We start from the raw sequence: 1,884 nt of genomic DNA, 5'->3' as shown, positions 1-1,884 counted from the left end.
TTTACGGTTCTCGGTATCGGAATCGACGCCTTATTGATTGCCGTGCTCTACGGAATCGGGATTTACTATATCGGTAAACGCCCGCAACAACCAGCGGCCAAACGTGAAGTCGAACAAGAAGTCGTCGTCAGCGTCACTGATTCGATTTCCGTCAAGCGTGCGGTCATCGGTTTCATCATCGCCGCCCTCGTCATCATGGCCGCTGGGACGGCACTGTCGATGTTAGGTGATCAAATCGCTGTCGTGACAGGGCTCGGCTCGAGCTTTGTCGGTAGTTTCTTGATTGCCGCGACGACGTCGCTCCCGGAAGCGGTGGCCGTATTCGTCGCCTTGAAGCTTGGGAACGTCAACTTGGCGTTCGGCTCGATTTTAGGGAGTAATATCTTCAACATGCTCATCATTGCAATGTCGGACGTCTTCTATCGAAACGGATCGATTTTGGCTGACGTGGCGGCGTCTCACTTAGTGACGGCGATCGGAATCACGATTTTGTCGATCTTGGTCATGTATAGTGTTCTGCGCAAAGATGTCACGTCGAAATTCCGATACGTCTTGCCGTCGGTGCTCGTCGTTCTCGTCTATTTCGCGTCGTCTTACTTCATCTTTATCGGTTGATTGACCACACGGTGTCCTAGGACATCGTGTTTTTTGTTTGAACTGGTTCGAGGAATCACTTTTCGTTGTGATGGGTATAGAAGGAGGGAAGGAGGGGTGGCGATGCAAATGCATTCCGTGGAACGTCTTGATGATTACGTGATACTAATCCCAGCGTATAACCCCGATCAAGCGCTCGTCACACTTGTCCGGGAGTTGAAAGAAGAAGGATTCGTCCATCTGTTCGTCGTGAACGACGGGAGTGCCGAGACGTCCCGTCCCATCTTCGACGAGGTCGGGAAATGGGGTGACGGTGCTCGAGCATGAACGAAATCAAGGGAAAGGCGCGGCGTTAAAGACCGGAATCGCACACGCAGTTGAACGTTTCCCCGACACGAACGGCATCATCACGGTCGACGCCGACGGACAACATCTCCCGGAAGATGTTCGAAAAGCTATATGAGGAAGGTGTGCGCTGGCCCCATCATTTGATCATGGGCTGTCGCGACTTTTCAGGGGCCGAGATCCCGTTCCGGAGCCGGTTCGGCAATCAAGTGACGCGTGGTGTCATGCTGCTCGGGAGCGGTCTTCGTCTCAAGGACACGCAGACGGGTCTTCGGGCGATCCCGCTCCGGTATGCGGAACAATTGCTCGATGTGCCCGGGAACCGCTACGAGTTCGAGATGAACATGTTGACGTTCACGAAACGGCTGCAAGTCCCGATCCATCAGACACCGATTCAAACCGTGTATGTGGCAGAGAACGCCTCGTCCCATTTTCGACCTGTAATCGACTCGATTTTGATTTACCGTATGTTTCTGGCCTATTCGTTATCTTCGATCGCGTCATTCCTGATGGATGTCGGCGTATACGCCTTGTTCATCTACTTGTTGAATCCGTGGTTCGAGACGACGCACGTATTGATCGCGACGGTCGTGGCACGCGTCGTATCATCGCTATTCAATTATTTCGTAAATCGAAGAGTCGTGTTCCATTCGAAGGCGAAGCGGGCGATGCCGAAATATTTCGGCCTTGTCGGTTTGCAAATGGCGTTGTCGGCCGGTCTCGTCTACGCGCTGTTTCTCGTCTTTAGAGACGGAGAGGTGTGGATCAAAGTGTTCGTCGACAGTCTCTTGTTCGTCGTCAGTTATTATGTACAGAAAAAATGGATCTTTAAACGCTAACAGGCCAAGACGTRTGTCTTGGCCTGTTAGTGATGAAGCGGTCGTGAATCTCGATGATCAGTCGCTCAATACGCGAGCTTGCCGAGCTTGACCGATGTATAGCGAT

The 1,884-nt window shown here is 52.3% G+C and carries 3 protein-coding genes; all 3 read left to right on the top strand.

Going from position 1 to position 1,884, the window contains the following annotated elements:
* Positions 1-615 (top strand): sodium:calcium antiporter (locus B9Z54_RS03310; protein ID WP_481747777.1); only part of this gene is annotated, 615 nt, incomplete at its 5' end.
* Positions 616-856: 241 nt separating this feature from the next.
* Complete coding sequence (locus tag B9Z54_RS25495; protein WP_240189780.1) at positions 857-1,057, top strand: glycosyltransferase; 201 nt, start codon at positions 857-859, stop codon at positions 1,055-1,057.
* Between the two features lie 220 nt (positions 1,058-1,277).
* Entirely contained in the window at positions 1,278-1,778 is a 501-nt protein-coding gene (locus B9Z54_RS25490) for a GtrA family protein (RefSeq protein WP_240189779.1), read from the top strand.
* The last annotated feature ends 106 nt before the right edge of the window (positions 1,779-1,884 follow it).

The organism is Bacillus sp. P14.5, assembly GCF_003316765.1.
Taxonomy (GTDB): domain Bacteria; phylum Bacillota; class Bacilli; order Bacillales; family Bacillaceae_B; genus Rossellomorea.
This window is presented reverse-complemented; position numbering and strand designations above follow the sequence as displayed.